We start from the raw sequence: 17,092 nt of genomic DNA, 5'->3' as shown, positions 1-17,092 counted from the left end.
AACGGAAGTATCACTGCGACATCTTAGATGATCGTGATTTTGTTCAATTCTTTCGCTACAGCACATAAAGGAATAAAGAGATGAATACAGTCTCGCACGCACCTACAACTCCGTCCGAAAAGCAGCTAAAACAATCTGCTAAGGCTATCCAGTCGGCCCTTAAAGAGCTTTTCGATATTGAAATCAATTACACACAGGCATTAGAAATATCTGCGCGGTCCCATAAATTTAAAAGCTGGGATGTAGCTTGTGCTACAGCAAAAAAAGTCCAAAAACAGGCATTAAACCCACTACTACAACCTCTATCTAAAAAACCACTCGGCTCTATGAGCACCCTTGATCGTTTGCATCAAATGGAAGATCATTTTGAAAGCCTCGGCTATCCCCAACTAAAAATGGCATGTAAAGCGATCGTCGGATGCCATAACAATAAAACCGATCTTCTCAATTCAGTTTGGGAAATGAGCATGAAAGCAAACGAGGGGGTATGGTTTAGCACATGGTTACCTCACAAAATAGCCATTCTCCAAAACGAAGATCTATTTAAAAAAGTCGCCGGCGATTTTGGCTTCGATGCGACACAATTTATTGACGGCCTAACCAAAAAGATTGCCCAAATTGAAGATTTTTTATTATCCTCCGAACAGCCCAAAGAGGATGATTCAGGGATTAACACATTTAACAGGATCACTGCGATCTTCAATGTCGTTCAGCTTTTTGAGCCATCTTCCAAGGGTATGCAGACCTATATTAATTCGTTAGGGAAAGAAGATTATGCCTTATTGGCAGCAACATTCGATCTTGGGCGCCAAGGGTGGGAAAGGAGCTATGAAGAAAGCCGTGAATATGAAAGCTTTGTTGAAAACATGGCGGCGGACGGACGCAAGGTTACTCGGGATCTGGCTGACAAAAGATTTTTACCAAAAGACGAGAAGCAAAGGCAGTTTGATTGGCTATATCAGTACATGCTTAATGGTGTGAACCAAGGCATTGCTGTCAACGAGTATAGTTGGTTATCGCAAAAAACAAATATAATAACTGAAACGCGAAAAGGTGTAGGAATGTTGCAAGAGCTAATGTAGCCTACATAAGATTTGGCAGAATATCGGGTCAACCGTCTTGACGATGAGTTGGAATGTTATGACGACCAAGGGAAAGGCGAGAGTAGTAGCATTAATTATTGTAAAGTAGCATTAATTATTGTAAATTACATCCACCTCCGAAGATACTCGCCCCAGTCGAAGAGTGATGAGGGGATCGAAACGGTCTCATCGGAGTGAAGGTCGGCTCTTTTCCCTCCAAAATTTCGAGTTTGGCACACTCTAGTATTTCGTTGTTGTGAAGCGGCGGCATGATATGAACGATCCGTTTGGCAATCATCGATTTACCGCTCCCCGGTGAGCCCTCCAGTAGTAGATTGTGCATTCCTGCCGCTGCGATCAGTGCGGAGCGTTTGGCGTGTTCTTGCCCTTTGATGTCGATAAAATCGAGCGGGTAGTGTTCATGAAAATAGTAGCTTTTCTCATCATGGATCAGATGATCGAATTCAAAGGTACTGATATGTGCTTTCGCTTCAGGGAGAGTATCCGAACGCAATAGAGTGAGCGTTTCTTGTAGCGTATCGACACCGTAAAAGGTGATATTGGGAATTTTGGATAGTTTTGCGAGGCTGGCTTTGGGGACTATCGCTTTGGTGATTGTTCCTTGATTGGCGAGTGAGAGGATGATAGGGTAGAGGAGGGTGTTCTCGGTGACGCTTCCATCAAGCCCTAGCTCTCCGAACACAAACCACTCCGAGAGATCTCCCTCATAGTTTCCGAGTGCGATGAGCGCGGCGATAGGGAGGTCAAAATGGCTCCCTTCTTTGCGTAGATCACTCGGAGCAAGATTGATAGTAAGCCGTTTAGGGGGAAATGTGAAGTCATTGCTCAGAAGTGCCGACTTAACCCGCTCCTTACTCTCGGTGATAGCGGTATTCGCCATACCGACGATACTAAAGGCGGGTAATCCTTTGGTTGCGGTGAATTGAACTTCAACGCACGAGGCATCTATCCCTTCGAATGTGGCACAGAGTAACTGTTTCATGTGGATTTCCGTAATAATATATAACGGTTATAGTATCAGAATAGTTTTATAGAAGATAAAATATTGCAAAACGCAATATTTTGAGGCTATTTTTTCTCTTTGAGTGCTTTTTTGTACTCTTTTTCGAATTTTTTGCGGCGGTTATAGGTGAGTTTTTCGATAAAGAGTTTCCCCTCCAAATGGTCCATTTCATGTTGAATCGCGATCGCTAAAAGATCATTGGCTTCGAGTGTGCAGGATTCACCGTGGCGGTTTTGGTAGTGGAGAGTTAGGCTCTCATAGCGTTCTACGTCTTCATAAAACCCTGGAACGCTCAGGCACCCCTCTTGATAGAGGGTATTACCCTTTGGATCACAAATGGAGGGGTTTATGATCTCCAGTAGGTTCTCTTGGGTCTGGTTCCCCTCTTCATCGGGGATACAGAGGATAAGGGCTCGAATAGGATTGGCAACCTGAATAGCGGCTAATCCTATACCGTTGGAGCTCATCATGGTCTCATACATATCGTCCAAAAAGCGGTGGAGAAGCTGGTCAAAGCTCGTTACTTCAGCGGAACGAGTTTTAAGTTGTTTATTGGGGTAGGTGATAATCGGGAGAATCATACGAGCCTTACGCGTTGCAAACCATATAACGGAGCTTAGGGTTATTTTCAGCCGCATCCATCGACTCTAGGGTACATACGAGGGTTTGATCAACACCGCGAGTGGCATTAAGCTCGGTTACTCCGATAGCGATGCGAAGCTGAATCTCTTTTTCGGCGATGAAGAAATTACTGGAAGCGACGAGATCAAAAAGTCTTTCGGATGCACGTTTAGCACTTTCAATATCGGTATGCTTGAGTACCATCGCAAAAATACCTCCGCCGTAGTGAGCCACAATATCGCTCCGTCGGGAGGTTTTGAGTAAAAGACGTGCAACGGTACGAACCATAAGCTGTTGAGCCTTTTCACTTTGAACGCTTTCACCTGTTTCTTTGGCAAGACGGACGGTGATAAGTGAACTTTTGTGTTTGAACTCGTCGATGAGATGCCGTTCTTGTTCAAGTTTGGTGATAAGGAACCGTTTGTTGTAGACACCGAATTGGTTGTCAAAAATCGTCTCATTTTCAACCTGTTTGACAATAGTTGCGGTCTCGTCGTAGATCACTTTCATGTGGGTGACCTGTTTTTTGAGGATAGAGCTCAGTTTTCCGACATCATCCCCTAATGAAGCGATAAGATCGTTTGCCCCGTTCAATGAAGGGATCTCTTTCATCTCCGCTTGCCGTTTTTCTAAAATTTTCTCCATAAGAGAGATATTTTTATAGAGGGTCGCGCTGAGTTGTAGAATACTTTTAACGGAAGAGAACCCTTGTTTGAGGGTTTTTTCAAGCTCTATGCTGGTATCTTCGTGATTATCTTCTTCGAGCTCTAAAACAGAGCCGATTTGACGGCGGAGACTTTCGCTTTTATCTTCTAAAATGCGATCGAAATAGAGAGAAAAATTGTTCGGGGTAGGGGGAAGATTGTCAGAAATAAGGGCGTTTAAAACCTCTTTGGCAAAGATTTCAAGATCACTGGTCGGGTCACTCAGTCCTCCGGTACTGATGAAGGTACCACCCTCATCAGGCCCTTTTGACGTAACTGTTCGTTGAGCACGTTTGAGATTACTGAGCGCCGCCATGGATTACCTCTTACTTCTCTTCTTTTTCTTTTTGAACCAATACTTCGTCAATGATACCATAAGTAACCGCTTCAGCGGCTGACATGAAGTTATCACGATCGGTATCTTTTTCGAGTTTTTTGACACTTTGACCGCAGTTTTTAGCCAAAATTTCGTTGAGTTCGGCTTTCATGCGTAGAATCTCTTTCGCCTGAATCTCAATGTCGGTTGCTTGACCTTGAGCGCCGCCGAGAGGTTGGTGAATCATGATGCGTGCATGAGGGAGAGCATAACGCTTCCCCTTGGCACCTGAACTGAGCAAAAATGCTCCCATAGATGCCGCTTGTCCGATACAGATGGTACAGACGTCGGGACGAATATAGTTCATGGTATCATAAATCGCCATCCCCGAAGTGATGACACCTCCGGGGGAGTTGATGTAGAAGTAAATATCTTTTTGAGGATCTTCCGCTTCTAAAAACAACAGCTGCGCCACGATTGACGAGGCAACTTGATCGTGTACCTCGCCACTGAGCATGATGATACGGTCTTTGAGAAGACGTGAATAGATGTCGTACGATCTCTCACCGCGCCCCGTTTTTTCAATGACGTAAGGGATGTAACTCATCGTAATTACTTGATTTTGTCGTTAAGCAATTTACTTAACACACGGTCTTCGATCATCGCCATTTGAATCGCAGGGAGGTATCCTGACTCTTGGTAATGTTTGTAGACAGCCATAGGATCTTGACCCATTTGCATCGCTTCGTAGTAGATGGTTTGCATCAACTCTTGCTCATTGACATTGATATTTTCTGCTTTTGCCAATGCGTCTACGATAAAGGTAGCTTTAACGGCGCGGCAAGCATCGTCACGGAAGGTTTCACGCATCGCTTTAACTTTATCGGCATCGCCGCGTAGCTCCTCGAGTTCTGCTTCGCTGAGTTCACGTGCTTTTTTGTTGAGTGCCATATCCATCTCTTGTTCTACGATGAACTCAGGAAGATCGATCGTGAATGCGCTTACGAATGTCTCCATGAGAGCCGGTTTGAGTTCGTCGTTGTATTTAACGCTCATCGCTTCGGTTTCGAGTTGTTCTTTCACTTTTTCTTTGAGCATATCAACACTTGCGTCTTCAAACCCCGGAAGCATTTTTTTCGCTAATTCGTCATCGACGGTTACCGCTTCTTTGGCTTGGATCGCGTGAATTTTTACTTTGAATTCAGCCGGTTTTCCTGCAAGTTTAGCTCCGCCGTAGTTTTCAGGGAACGTTACCGCGATGGTTTTCTCTTCCCCTTTTTTCATTCCGATCAGTTGATCTTCAAATCCAGGAATAAATTGACCGCTTCCAAGACGTAAGCTGAAACCTTCGGCTTTTCCACCCTCGAACGCTTCACCGTCTACGAATCCTTCGAAATCGAGCAACGCCGTGTCGCCGCTGACCAATGCACGATCTTCATCAACATTGACCAATGGTGTTTGTGCCCCTGCTAGCTCTTCGATGCGAGCCATAACTGCCGCATCATCGATGGCAGGTTTTGCAACATCGGGAACCATTGCCGCGTAATCGCCGAGGGTGATTGCAGGACGGGTAGCGATTACCACTTCAACATCGATACCGTTGTCGTTTTTCTCGAATTTAGCGATTTGAGGTTCACCGATAAGTGTGTCTGACGCAATCGCCATCTCTTTGAGACCTGCGCTTAAAAGATCACGCAATGCTTGTGCTTCCGCGTCTTGAACAAGGCGTTCACCATATTGCTTTTTAACCGCGCTTACCGGCACTTTTCCTTTGCGGAAACCGGCAATTTTTGCCTCTTTAGAGAGTTGGTTAGCGATTTTTTCGATATTGGCATCGATGGTTCCACGTGTAATAGCCGCGTTGATTTTCGCGTTTGCTGAGTCGATTTTCTTGGTTGTAATTTGCATTGAATCCCTTTTGTAGCGTCTCTTATGAGAGTAAATGGTGGCAATAATATCCAAAAAGGGTTAATTGTACGCTGAATTAAAATAAAAGCAAAGAGATGATAAAGTAATAGCATTATTTAAGAGGAACGAGACACTATGGGATTCGATAAGAACGAGCACTTTATTAATGCGGTCAAAACGATGATTAGCCACGTCGGTGAAGATGTGGAACGTGAGGGATTGCTCAAAACCCCTGAACGTGTTTTAAAAGCGTACGAGTTTATGTTCGGCGGGTATAAAGAAGACCCTCAGCGTATTTTAAATTCGGCGATGTTTCAAAGTTCAAACGATGAGATGGTGTTGATCAAAGACATCGAATTTTATTCGACGTGCGAACATCATCTGCTTCCGATCATCGGTCGGGCGCATGTCGCTTATATTCCTGATGGAAAAGTGGTCGGGCTTTCGAAAATCCCCCGCGTGGTCGATGTCTTTTCACGCCGTATGCAGATTCAAGAACAGCTCACCGAGCAGATCGCCGATGCGTTGATGGAGGCGATAAGTCCCAAAGGGGTCGCGGTCGTCATTCAGGCACGCCATATGTGTATGGAGATGCGCGGGGTTGAGAAAATCAGCTCAACGACGACTTCGAGCGCATTGCGGGGATTGTTTAAGCGGGATGAAAAGACGAGAATGGAATTTTTTAGTCTCATCAACTCTTCCAGCGGGAACCGTTACTAGATTATGCCGCTAAAATCACTGCGCAGCCGTTTGGGGGTCGAAAAACTGACTACCGTTTTCGGAACCGTTACCAAAATCAGCCCTACCGTCATTATCGCCGAAGGGCTTCATGTGAGTATCGGCGATACGGTGATGATGGTCTCGGAGGTCAACGGAGCGGAAGCACTGGGGATGGTGAGCGAAGTAGAGCGAAACCGCTTTTTTATTACCCCGTTTCGGTTTGTCGAGGGGTTTCGTGCGGGAGATAAAGTCTATCCGAATCAGACGGGGATGATGATCGAAGTAGGGTCAGGGCTGCTTGGGCGGGTGGTTGATCCGTTTATGAACCCGATTGACGGCAAAGGGTCTATCACCGGAAGCAATCTTGAACCGATCATTAAAGCCCCTATCGCCGCAATGAAGCGGGGGATGATCGATGAGCCTTTTAGTGTCGGGGTCAAAACAATCGATGGGCTTCTCACGTGCGGAAAAGGGCAAAAACTCGGTATTTTCGCAGGAAGCGGTGTGGGGAAATCGACGTTGATGGGGATGATCGTCCGAGGGGCGGATGCCCCGATCAAGGTGGTCGCTCTCATCGGCGAGCGGGGGCGCGAGGTTCCCGAATTTATCGAAAAAAGCCTCGGCGGTAATTTGGAAAATACCGTTTTGGTCGTGGCAACGAGTGATGATTCACCGCTTATGCGTAAATACGGGGCGTTTAGTGCGATGAGTGTCGCGGAGTATTTTAAAGCTCAAGGGCATGATGTCCTCTTTATGATGGACTCCGTTACCCGTTTTGCGATGGCACAGCGCGAAATTGGTCTAGCCCTCGGTGAACCGCCGACCTCTAAAGGGTATCCCCCTTCGTCGTTGACCCTGTTGCCTCAATTGATGGAGCGTGCGGGAAAAGAGGAGGGGAACGGTTCGATCACCGCCTTTTTCACGGTATTGGTAGAGGGGGATGATCTGAGTGATCCGATTGCCGATCAGTCACGCTCGATACTTGATGGTCACATTGTCCTCTCACGTGAACTGACCGATTTTGGAATCTATCCGCCGATCCATATCCTCAACTCCGCATCACGGGTGATGAATGACATCATCACTCCCGAACATCTTGCCGCAGTGCGACGATTTCGACGTCTCTATACATTGCTCAAAGAGAATGAGATGCTGATCCGCATCGGTGCATACGTGCGAGGAACGGACAAAGAGCTGGATGAAGCAATGGCTAAGAAAGAGAAGATGGAAGCGTTTCTTTCTCAAGAGGCGATGAGTATTTCGGGTTATCAGGAGTCGATTGATCAGATGATTGCGTTGATGGGGTAATGTAATAAAAAAAATAGTGATATAATAAAAATATTCCATCTTAATTTATCCGGGAGAGTAGTGAATGATGAAGCTGAAGAGTTTGGTAGCAATGGGCATAGTTGGTGCTGTGTTAGTAGGATGCGGAGCAAAAGAGCAGCTTCCTTTGGGTGATGTTGTGGGTAATTCTTACCAAATCGTCAATGATATGAATCAAACTACTGTAGCGGCGATGATGCCGATGAAGCCTACGAGTATGCAACGTATCAATAATGAAGAAGTTTGGAAATACGAGGGGGACACAACGGATCCGAAAACGAAAAGCCGGACATATCATAACCTGATTGTTAAATTCGTAGACGGAAAAGTGAAGCACGTTGGAACTTTTAGCTGTAAACTGCCTGTTGTTGCGGAAGAGTAATCAATGAAAAAGATAGTTTTACTCAGCGTCCTTTTGGTGAATTTTTTGATGGCCGAGCCTGCTGTAGAGGCCATTAATCAAGGGAATGAAAGTTACAAACAGCGAGAGGTAATGTGTAGTTTGGATGAGCTTTTTGAAGGGCTTAAAAAAACACTCATGCAATCTAAAATGAACATTGTTACAGTGACCAAAGAAAATGGGGTTATTACCGCAAAAGGGGATCAGTATAACAAAGATACGATTACCGAAATCACGGTGTCTATCTCATTTAAAGCGGTAACACCTACAACATCATCCGTCGGAATGATTGCCAGCTATAACGTGATGGAGAAAAAAGCCAATACGGGACAAATCGGTTTTGCAGGGATTACCTTGCCGATACCGGTTCCGTTAACGGGTCGATATGCGATGATCGGAAGCGGTCATATTGATGAAAGCTCATGGTATCAAGGGTTTTACAATAGTTTAGATAAAGTTCTTTTCGAAGAAAAAATGAAATCTCTCTGATTCTTTATTTGTTCCCCGATATTTCGGGGAACAATCTACTTCATTAATACCATACGATATTTTTTATTACCAAGATGATGAAATAGCGAAATTAACAAGTGCTTGTTTTGGATAGCTTGTCCCATCTACTTCACCTGTTTTGCTGGACATTTGGGCAGAGAGCTCAAAATGGAACCAATCAGGACCTGTTGCGATACCCGCAGTGTAGATAACACCGGCTTCATCGTTTGATGCGGTGTTTTTCATGAGACCGACATTTACTTCAAGTGCTGAGAGATCCAAGTTGAGACCTCCACCGATGTAACGGGTATCATAGCCTGTGAGCCCTTTGTTGGTTGATAGGTCTGCATCCAATGCAAACTCTAAAACATCGGTAAGTTTATATGCTCCCCCTGCGCGGAATGAAGGTTCGATTTTGTACTCACGACCGCCGAATGCATCGAATGTCGGCGAATTGAGATTTTTACCTACGAGCGCCAGTGTGAGATTTTCAGCCGATTTAGGTTTGAGTGTAGCTCCCAAGTCAATACCGACGTTAGAGGATGTTACGGAATTTTGATCTATGTTGTCAAGGCTGTTGTCATTATCGAGGGCGACTCGTTTATAGAATGTTTTTCCGCTCATCAGTTTAAGCGCTCCTCCCACCCCGACGCTTCCAAATCCAAGATCAAACGCTTTTCCGTATGCGAGAGGTACTTCAGCAACAGCTAAACCAAGAACGTCGAGATTGGTTAGACCGTTATCGATAGCATATTGAAGTGAAGTAGAATTATAAGTGGTTAGATCCGATGCAACTGCCGTACCGCTGCCAATATCGTAATAGGTACCTGCCCCATTTCCGGCAAAGATTAGTGCGGTATGAGATTGGTCAATATTGGCAATCGCACCAATATCGGACGTGACAAATAGACCTGTCCCAAATGCTCCAAATGAGAGTCCAAAGTCAGCGGTAGGATTGAGTTGAAATCCTTTTTGATTCATGCCTGTGATGATATTTCTGGCTTGTATTAAGGTCGCAATGTCTGTGGCACTGGCAGTATCAGCTGTTCCATCAACGATAGCGGAAATACCTGAAAAATCTAGGTTATTGAGGTCGCTAACCGCTTTTCCGGCACCCGTGTCTTTTACTCCAACACCACCGCCGAGATGTAAACTGAATTTCTCAGGGTTATGCGCTAAAAGTGCCGGATTGTTATACGCGGCAAGTGATGATGGGGATGTAGCGATACCTGCTCCCCCCATTGAAGCCGCTTTTGAACCTAATACCTGAAACTCCATCGCCGAAGCAGAAGCCGCGACACATGTGGATGCGATAATGGATAGGACGATTTTGGATGGAGACATGATGAGAGTTCCTTCTTATATAATAAGATTTATTTTCTCATAAAGTTTTGTTGTTATTCATAAAAGCAGATGTTGGTAAATCTAAGAGATTACTATTGGCAAATCGTTGTCACTATAAGAAACATACCATTAATTCTTAAATAATACTAAATATAAAAAACCCTTAAGGTTACTATAACATCGTTTGCACTATTATCCCAAAAGTTAAAGAAGACTAAAATAGTCTTTTATTAAAAACCTCTTTTTGGAGAATGTTATGCAGGTCTATTTAGACAATAATGCGACAACGATGGTCGATCCTGCCGTTACCGAAGCGATGATTCCGTTTTTCAGCGAAATTTACGGTAACCCCAATTCGCTTCATCGCTACGGAACCGCGTCTCATCCCGCGATCACAAAAGCGATTAATCAAATGTACAAAGCGATCAACGCAGGTGATAACGATGACATCATCTTTACTTCATGTGCTACCGAGTCGAATAACTGGGTGCTCAAATCGGTGTGGGTGGACAAAATCCTAAACGGCGATAAAAACCATATCGTTACCACCGAGATCGAACATCCATCGGTTCTCTCCACCTGTAAGTTCCTCGAAGAGCAGGGGGTCAAAGTGACCTATCTGCCGGTGAATGATCAAGGGATCGTCGAAGCACATACGCTGCGCAGTTTTATCACGGATAAAACAGCATTAGTATCGGTTATGTGGGCGAACAATGAGACAGGGATGATTTTCCCGATCAAAGAGATAGGACAAATCTGTAAAGAGCGGGGGGTTCTTTTCCACACCGACGGTGTTCAGGCGGTAGGAAAAATTCCCGTCGATATGCAAGAAGTTCATGTCGATTTTATGTCGATGTCGGCGCATAAATTTCATGGTCCTAAAGGGATCGGAGCGCTCTATATCCGCAACTCCGAAGCCCTAACCCCGCTTCTTCACGGCGGAGAGCACATGGGGGGACGCCGCTCAGGTACCCTTAATGTCCCTTATATCGTCGGAATGGGAAAAGCAATTGAGCTTGCAACGGAGAATATCGAAGAAAAAATGGCGAGTATCCGAGCAAAGCGTGATCGTCTCGAAGATGCTCTTCTCACAGGACTAAGCGATGTGATGGTCGTAGGTAATCGTGAAAACCGTACCCCGAATACGATTTTGATCTCGATTCGCGGAGTTGAGGGCGAGGGGATGTTGTGGGATTTGAACAATGCCCTTATCGGTGCTTCTACCGGTTCTGCCTGTGCCTCTGAGGATCTTGAAGCGAACACCGTCATGCTCGCTATCGGTGCGGACAATGAACTGGCGCATACGGGGATTCGTTTGAGTCTCAGCCGTTTTACGACCGATGCGGAGATCGACTATGTAATAGAGCGATTTGAAAATGCGGTAAAACGGTTACGTGCGATTTCCAGCTCATACGCAAAAGTTCAACCAACTCCCGGCGGCGAAGCCGGAGAATGTCACATACATCACTAAAGGATTCTACTATGGCAAAAAATGATTTATTAGGCGGATCTCTTTGGGATCAGTACTCCAATAAAGTAACGACATTGATGAATAACCCTAAACACCAAGGGGAGATTACAGAAGAGGAAGCCTCAGCTGCGGGACACAAGCTCATCGTTGCCGATTTCGGTGCGGAGAGCTGCGGTGATGCGGTACGCCTTTACTGGGAAGTTGATCCGTCCAATGACATGATCGTTAAATCGAAATTTAAAAGTTTCGGATGCGGTACCGCTATCGCTTCTTCGGATATGATGACGGAACTTTGTCTGGGCAAAACGGTTCAAGAAGCGGTTAAAATCACCAATATCGATGTGGAGTTCGCTTTGCGCGATACTCCGGATGTTCCGGCTGTTCCGCCGCAAAAAATGCACTGTTCCGTTATGGCGTATGACGTTATCAAAAAAGCGGCAGGATTGTATCTCGGTGTCGATGAGTCGAGCTTCGAAGACGAGATTATCGTATGTGAATGTGCTCGTGTGAGTTTGGGAACGCTTCGCGAAGTGATCCGCCTCAATGATCTTAAAACCATCGAGCAAGTGACCGATTACACGAAAGCGGGCGGCTTTTGTAAATCGTGTATTAAACCGGGTGGACATGAGGCGCGTGAATATTATCTCGTCGATATTCTCGCAGACGTTCGTGCCGAAATGGATCAGGAGAAAATGCGCTCAGCCGCCGATGCGGGAAGCCACGGAGATTTCGAAGCGATGACGCTGGTTCAAAAAATCAAAGCGATTGATAGTATCGTGGATGAGTCGATCCGACAGTTCCTTATCATGGACGGCGGAAATATGGAAGTTATCGATATTAAAGATTCACCGGATTATATCGATGTCTATATCCGTTATTTGGGTGCGTGCTCGGGATGTGCGAGTTCAAGTACAGGAACATTGTATGCGATCGAAGCGACACTCAAAGAAAAACTTTCTCAGAAAATCCGCGTTTTACCAATCTAAATTCCCCATGATCCAATACCTAGAGCCGTTCCGAAGGCAGAAGTGCCGAGAGGAACGAGCGTTCTTGGATCATGGTATGCTCTTTTGCTACTTTTCTGACTAAACAGAAAAGTAGATTAGAAGTTCTTATCAAACCAATCTGCAACCTGACTTCGGATCGTATGTCTCAATTGAATCCCCGCAATAAAGTTGTTATGCTGTGCTTTGTTGAGCAAGCTGACAAGGGCGTTGCGTCGTTTCGAGAGGAACGGATGGTCGATTTGTCCCGGATCACCCATCACAACGAGGCGTGTTTCATCCCCCATACGGGTTCCGATGAGTTTCAGGGTTGCATTCGTCATATTTTGCGCTTCATCGATGATGACAAATTTGCGTGAGATGGTCGTTCCGCGCATGTGGGCGATGTCCATCACTTCGATATTGTATTTTTTCATAAATACTTCGGTCGCATTTTCCCGTTTGACCGAGTTGGTATTGCCCGTGTATTCGACGCGGGCATCGATGGAGCGTTTGCTTTGGTGCTCGATGGTGAAGTTTACAGCTGAGTAGAGGGGATACATGAAAAAGGCGAGTTTTTGTTCCTCATCCCCTTTGCGAAATCCCAGTTCCGCTTGTTGATCGTTCGAAGTGACGGTGTTACGGGCATAAACGATCCCCTCAACGATCCCCTCTTCAACCAGTTCCAGTCCTGCTTGCAACGCGACGAGTGTTTTTCCCGATCCTGTAGACCCTGAGACGACGGTGACGTAGTTTTGGGGGTGCGTCATCATGGCGTAATAAAATTTTTGTTCGACATTCAGAGGGCGAACGAGTTCATCGCTGAAATGTTCCCCGAAACGGCGGTCGAAATCGCACCACTCGATTTGGTTATTGAAACAAAACGCATGACGCTGTATCCCCGTCTCATACATCTCCGATGAAGTGCTGAGCGCTTTTTGGATAAAGGTGAGCTGATCGAAATTATGGTGATTCACTTCGGTAGGGATGGCAGGGGTCTCTTCGTACTCATAGGTGTAGGTGAAATCGATTTGTTCGGGTGCTTCGACACTGCTGTTACGGATGCTTTGAGTGCGGATTCCGCGAATTTCGGCGGCAATGCGAAACGACATATCATTGCTGAGGAGGGTGAGGTCATAATCATCGGCGATCTCACCGATTTTGGCATCGTTGATCCCTTTGGGCTCCGAGAAGTTATGGGCAACACGGTAGTGCTCGCGATGGACGATGAAGAGATCGATGAGGTTGGCCTCTTCTCCACCGTGAAGTGAGCGGTCAAAGTTGAGCGCCAATCGATAGTAACGGTCGTTTTTGCACTCTTCCATATCGACATGGTTTCGGACACATTCGGGAAGCTCGATAAAGCTGATCGGTTCCCCCCATGCCGCATCGGCGAGACGGAAAAACTCGCGTGCCTGAAACCCCGCTTCGGAGCGCATATCGTCTTTTTTGCTGTTGAGCTCGGCTAAAACGACGTTGGTAATAACGACACCGTTGTGGTTTTCGTCACTGATTCGTAAAATGTTGGTAGGATCATCAAGGATAACAGAAGTGTCGAGAAGGTAGCAGTTTTGTACGCTTGCCACAGAAAAACCTTTTTGATAAGATCATCTATGGTAGCGAAAATAATCTTAAGTGAGACAATTATCGATAATAGTTGAGTACCCCATCCATCGTTCGTCCCATGTTGAGTAACACCATGTCGGCAATAACGAGTGCCGCCATCGACTCCGCAACGACCGAACCGCGCACCGCGACGCAAGGATCATGCCGCCCTTTGAGGGAGACGCTAACGCTTTCGTTATCGGTGTTAGTGCTCTCCTGATCGATAAAGATCGATGGAGTCGGTTTGAAATGGACGCGCAACATGACATCGTCACCGTTGCTCATTCCCCCCAAGATTCCCCCTGCATGGTTGGATTTGAAGCCGCTAGGGGTGATCGGATCGTTGTTTTGGCTGGCGAGTAGCTCTGCGCTGTGAATCCCCTCTCCGATTTCAACCGCTTTGACGGCGTTGATCCCCATCATCGCTTCGGCGAGTACTGAGTCGAGTTTGTAATAGAGTCCCTCTCCCAACCCGATCGGAAGACCGCTGATTTTGAGCGTAGCGACTCCTCCGACGGAATCATGGGCGTTTTTAGCTTCTAAGATAGCCGCTTTTTGAGCCTCTTCAACGGATTTATCGAGAGCATAAATAGGGCTGTTTTTAGGGTAGGTAAAATCGAGGTTTTGGGCAACGATACCATGAATAGCGCTGATACCGCTCGCAAACTCGATCCCCAGAGAACGGAGCATCAGTTTGGCTACCGCACCCCCCGCAACACGTGCCGCCGTTTCGCGTGCGCTTGAGCGTCCGCCGCCGCGATAATCGCGTAGACCGTATTTGTGAAAATAGGTAAAGTCGGCGTGTCCCGGACGGAAAATATCTTTGACATTTGAGTAATCGCCGCTCTTTTGATCGGTGTTGTAAATGACTAAAGTGATCGGCGTTCCGGTGCTGATCCCCTCGAAAACACCGCTGAGGATTTCAACTTTGTCTTCTTCTTTGCGGGCAGTGGCAAACTCGTTTTGCCCCGGCTTGCGTCGGTCGAGTTCGCTTTGGATAAAGGCTTCATCGATTGCCAACCCCGCAGGGACACCATCAAGTACGCAGCCGATTGCTTTGCCGTGCGATTCACCGAATGTCGTTATACTGAAACGTTCACCGAAGCGATTCATTTGAGCTCCTTGGATAGCATCTCCAGCGCGATTTGTGCCGCTTCCTGCTGGGCATGTTTTTTACTTTTTCCACACGCTGAAGCGTACCGTTTTCCATCGATAATGACCGCCACTTCAAACTCTTTTTTATGATCAGGTCCGTGTTCAGCGATGAGCTGATATTCCGGAGTGGTTCCATAGTGGGCTTGTGTCAGCTCTTGGAGGGATGTTTTGTAGTCTTTGAAGAGCGAATCGAGTGAAATATCGGGATGGACGTGTTCGAGGAGTGCAATGGTAATTTTTTGCACTTTGTCCAAACCGGTTTCGAGATACATCGCCCCCATTACCGCTTCAAATGCGTTGGAGAGAAGCGAACTTTTGGTGCGACCGCTGTTGTTCTCTTCGGCATTGGAGAGATAGATATAGTCCCCGAGCCCTAAATGGATAGCTAATGCGGTAAAACCCTCTTCGTTGACGAGAGAAGCACGCATTTTGGAGAGTTTCCCCTCATCGTATCCGCGAAATCTTTTGTAGAGGTATTCTCCGACGATCAAATCAAGTACCGCATCTCCCAAAAACTCTAGGCGCTCATTATTGTAGGGCTGTTTAAAGCTTTTATGCGTCAGCGCTTCAATAAGGAGCTCTTTGTTTTGAAAGGTGTACCCTAAACGCTCTTGCAGGGCTTCTAGATCATTCATTATGCTGTTATTCCTTTTTTAAATTTTTCCGCCTCTTCTTTGGCGATAACGTCACATCGTTCATTTTCGATATGACCGTTATGTCCGCGTACCCAGACTCCATTGATCCGATGACCTGCGGAAACACGGATGTATTCCTGCCAGAGGTCGGGGTTTTTCACCTTGGCGAAGTTCCGCTTGATCCACCCCTCCAGCCACTCGTTGATCCCTCGAATCACATAGCTTGAATCGGAGATGATCGTGACGTCGCACGGTTCTTTGAGCGCACGCAATCCCTCGATTACCCCTAACAGCTCCATACGATTGTTCGTCGTATGCGCTTCCCCGCCGCTGATGATCCGTTCTTTGTCTCCGTAACGGAGAATCGCACCGTATCCTCCGGGGCCGGGATTGCCGAGCGCGGAGCCGTCACTGAAGAGAGTTATTTTCTTCAAACCGTTCCTTTGAGAGATTCATTATGCTCTGAACACTGTCAATAGCATGGCAATGCGGACAGCGGTGAAACGGTAAAAACGAAATCTGATTACACTTATCACACGTGTATTCAAACTGCAATGTCGCTTTTGCCGCACCGCAGCGACGCAAGGCAATCAGGGTATCAAGCTCGAATTTTGAGCTCCCCTCCGCTAGTTCAAGCGTCCCTCGCGCGCTGAAGAGCTCACGCAGATAGGTGTTGCTTGCAATTATATCCAAATCGAGATTTTCCTCCCCTACACGCCACAGTACATCACTGAGCCGTTCACTGAGAGATTGGTCGAAATGGCTCCACGCTTCGCGAGCTCTATAGGTAAAAAGCCACTCAAAAATCATATACCCAAGGCGGCGATGGGTGTCGTAAAATTCGATCAGTCGGCGGGCTTTCTCATCGAGGCTGACACGGTGATCGTTGATGAACAGTTTGCACTCCAGATAGAGTCTTTCGGTGAGGGTATCGGGATTGAGTTCTTGGAGCGATTCCATCACCTCCAGCGCTTTATCGTATTGTTGGAGCTGTTCGTAGATCAGTACCAAAAAGTGGAGTGCCTGCGGTGTTCTCGGGGCATTTCCCAAAATTTGCAAGAAGGTTTGGCGGGAACGCTCTAAAAATCCCGCTTTGAAAAAGCTCTTTCCGAGCAACAACAGAGCATCTTTTTGGAAGATAGGATCGCGGTTTTTGGCGAGGAGGGCGTGATAAATTTCGACGCTCTTCTCATAATTTCCCTGATGCTCAAAACTTTGTGCCAATAGCAGCCATGATTCGGAGGTCAGGGAGTTGGTTTGCACCTGTTCGGCAAGTTTGTCCCCCTCACCGATCGATTCGAATTTTCCC

18 protein-coding genes are annotated in these 17,092 nt (G+C 46.4%); 7 read left to right on the top strand and 11 right to left on the bottom strand.

Going from position 1 to position 17,092, the window contains the following annotated elements; translation table 11 throughout:
- The first annotated feature begins 80 nt into the window (after positions 1-80).
- On the top strand, positions 81-1,082 hold the full coding sequence (locus VFW36_RS10560) for a glyoxalase superfamily protein (RefSeq protein ID WP_329658777.1): 1,002 nt from the start codon (positions 81-83) through the stop codon (positions 1,080-1,082).
- A 115-nt stretch (positions 1,083-1,197) separates the two neighbouring features.
- On the opposite strand, the gene VFW36_RS10555 is transcribed toward VFW36_RS10560, so the two are convergent.
- The 5 genes from VFW36_RS10555 to tig all read right to left on the bottom strand — a co-directional run bounded on the left by VFW36_RS10555 (position 1,198) and on the right by tig (position 5,655).
- Positions 1,198-2,085 carry a magnesium chelatase domain-containing protein gene (locus VFW36_RS10555; RefSeq protein WP_329658776.1) on the bottom strand — a complete coding sequence of 296 codons (888 nt, stop codon included), beginning with the start codon at positions 2,083-2,085 and terminating at the stop codon, positions 1,198-1,200.
- An 86-nt stretch (positions 2,086-2,171) separates the two neighbouring features.
- On the bottom strand, positions 2,172-2,687 hold the full coding sequence (def, locus tag VFW36_RS10550; RefSeq protein WP_329658775.1) for a peptide deformylase: 516 nt from the start codon (positions 2,685-2,687) through the stop codon (positions 2,172-2,174).
- A 7-nt stretch (positions 2,688-2,694) separates the two neighbouring features.
- Positions 2,695-3,747, bottom strand: a complete 1,053-nt coding sequence (locus VFW36_RS10545; protein WP_329658774.1) for a diguanylate cyclase — start codon at positions 3,745-3,747, stop codon at positions 2,695-2,697.
- A gap of 10 nt (positions 3,748-3,757) precedes the next feature.
- Positions 3,758-4,354 carry an ATP-dependent Clp endopeptidase proteolytic subunit ClpP gene (gene clpP / locus VFW36_RS10540; protein WP_329658773.1) on the bottom strand — a complete coding sequence of 199 codons (597 nt, stop codon included), beginning with the start codon at positions 4,352-4,354 and terminating at the stop codon, positions 3,758-3,760.
- A 5-nt stretch (positions 4,355-4,359) separates the two neighbouring features.
- Complete coding sequence (gene tig / locus VFW36_RS10535; RefSeq protein ID WP_329658772.1) at positions 4,360-5,655, bottom strand: trigger factor; 1,296 nt, start codon at positions 5,653-5,655, stop codon at positions 4,360-4,362.
- Positions 5,656-5,790: 135 nt separating this feature from the next.
- Here tig and folE point away from each other — a divergent pair, with 135 nt between their 5' ends.
- The 4 genes from folE (at position 5,791) to VFW36_RS10515 (ending at position 8,590) form a co-directional block, all read left to right on the top strand.
- The gene (gene folE, locus VFW36_RS10530) at positions 5,791-6,375 is read left to right on the top strand and encodes a GTP cyclohydrolase I FolE (protein WP_329658771.1); all 585 of its coding nucleotides are present in this window, start codon (positions 5,791-5,793) and stop codon (positions 6,373-6,375) included.
- Between the two features lie 3 nt (positions 6,376-6,378).
- Positions 6,379-7,683, top strand: a complete 1,305-nt coding sequence (fliI, locus tag VFW36_RS10525) for a flagellar protein export ATPase FliI (RefSeq protein ID WP_329658770.1) — start codon at positions 6,379-6,381, stop codon at positions 7,681-7,683.
- Between the two features lie 91 nt (positions 7,684-7,774).
- On the top strand, positions 7,775-8,083 hold the full coding sequence (locus tag VFW36_RS10520) for a hypothetical protein (RefSeq protein ID WP_329658769.1): 309 nt from the start codon (positions 7,775-7,777) through the stop codon (positions 8,081-8,083).
- Between the two features lie 3 nt (positions 8,084-8,086).
- The gene (locus VFW36_RS10515; RefSeq protein WP_329658768.1) at positions 8,087-8,590 is read left to right on the top strand and encodes a hypothetical protein; all 504 of its coding nucleotides are present in this window, start codon (positions 8,087-8,089) and stop codon (positions 8,588-8,590) included.
- A gap of 66 nt (positions 8,591-8,656) precedes the next feature.
- On the opposite strand, the gene traF is transcribed toward VFW36_RS10515, so the two are convergent.
- The gene (gene traF / locus VFW36_RS10510) at positions 8,657-9,934 is read right to left on the bottom strand and encodes a conjugal transfer protein TraF (RefSeq protein ID WP_329658767.1); all 1,278 of its coding nucleotides are present in this window, start codon (positions 9,932-9,934) and stop codon (positions 8,657-8,659) included.
- Between the two features lie 256 nt (positions 9,935-10,190).
- Here traF and VFW36_RS10505 point away from each other — a divergent pair, with 256 nt between their 5' ends.
- Together VFW36_RS10505 and VFW36_RS10500 are read left to right on the top strand one after the other, a co-directional pair.
- Entirely contained in the window at positions 10,191-11,405 is a 1,215-nt protein-coding gene (locus tag VFW36_RS10505; RefSeq protein WP_329658766.1) for a NifS family cysteine desulfurase, read from the top strand.
- Positions 11,406-11,416: 11 nt separating this feature from the next.
- A complete protein-coding gene (locus VFW36_RS10500) occupies positions 11,417-12,391 on the top strand; it encodes an iron-sulfur cluster assembly scaffold protein (RefSeq protein WP_329658765.1) in 975 nt (324 codons plus the stop codon).
- A gap of 116 nt (positions 12,392-12,507) precedes the next feature.
- On the opposite strand, the gene VFW36_RS10495 is transcribed toward VFW36_RS10500, so the two are convergent.
- The 5 genes from VFW36_RS10495 to VFW36_RS10475 form a co-directional block, all read right to left on the bottom strand.
- Complete coding sequence (locus VFW36_RS10495) at positions 12,508-13,974, bottom strand: PhoH family protein (RefSeq protein WP_329658764.1); 1,467 nt, start codon at positions 13,972-13,974, stop codon at positions 12,508-12,510.
- Between the two features lie 58 nt (positions 13,975-14,032).
- Positions 14,033-15,106: a chorismate synthase gene (gene aroC / locus VFW36_RS10490; protein ID WP_329658763.1), complete on the bottom strand. Its 1,074-nt coding sequence runs from the start codon at positions 15,104-15,106 to the stop codon at positions 14,033-14,035.
- Positions 15,103-15,783, bottom strand: a complete 681-nt coding sequence (gene rnc, locus VFW36_RS10485) for a ribonuclease III (protein ID WP_329658762.1) — start codon at positions 15,781-15,783, stop codon at positions 15,103-15,105. The genes aroC and rnc overlap by 4 nt, the downstream gene beginning before the upstream one ends.
- Entirely contained in the window at positions 15,783-16,217 is a 435-nt protein-coding gene (gene rnhA / locus VFW36_RS10480) for a ribonuclease HI (protein WP_329658761.1), read from the bottom strand. The genes rnc and rnhA overlap by 1 nt, the downstream gene beginning before the upstream one ends.
- The coding region (locus VFW36_RS10475) for a tetratricopeptide repeat protein (RefSeq protein ID WP_329658760.1) at positions 16,192-17,092 on the bottom strand (901 nt) is incomplete at its 5' end. The genes rnhA and VFW36_RS10475, both read right to left, overlap by 26 nt.

The organism is Sulfuricurvum sp., from assembly GCF_036279695.1.
Lineage (GTDB): Bacteria > Campylobacterota > Campylobacteria > Campylobacterales > Sulfurimonadaceae > Sulfuricurvum.
This window is presented reverse-complemented; position numbering and strand designations above follow the sequence as displayed.